The organism is Nonomuraea sp. LPB2021202275-12-8 (genome assembly GCF_037044575.1).
In the GTDB taxonomy this organism is placed as follows: Bacteria; Actinomycetota; Actinomycetes; order Streptosporangiales; family Streptosporangiaceae; genus Nonomuraea.
This window is the reverse complement of the sequence record NZ_JBAHWD010000181.1, coordinates 1-323: the sequence shown is the minus strand read 5'-3', so window position 1 is coordinate 323 and position 323 is coordinate 1. Positions and strand designations below refer to the sequence as shown.

Below are 323 nucleotides of genomic sequence, written 5' to 3'. Positions count from 1 at the left end.
ACCCCTTCTCCACCACCCCCGGCCAGCGCATGTACCGCACCGGCGACCTGGCCCGCCGCCTGCCCGACGGCACCCTGCACTATCTCGGCCGCACCGACGACCAGGTCAAGATCCGCGGCTTCCGCATCGAGCTCGGGGAGATCCAGACCGCGCTCAACCGCCACCCCGCCGTCACCACCAGCGCGGTCATCGTCCGTGAGGACCGGCCGGGCGACAAACGCCTGGTCGCCTACCTCACCGGCGACCACCCCGACCCGACCGACCTGCGTACGAGCCTGGCCGCCCAGCTGCCCGGGCACATGATCCCCACCGCCTTCGTCACC

1 protein-coding gene is annotated in these 323 nt (G+C 72.1%); it reads left to right on the top strand.

Annotated features, from left to right (window positions below; genetic code table 11):
* On the top strand, positions 1–323 hold a 323-nt coding region (locus V5E28_RS49285), incomplete at both ends, for an AMP-binding enzyme (protein WP_336217227.1).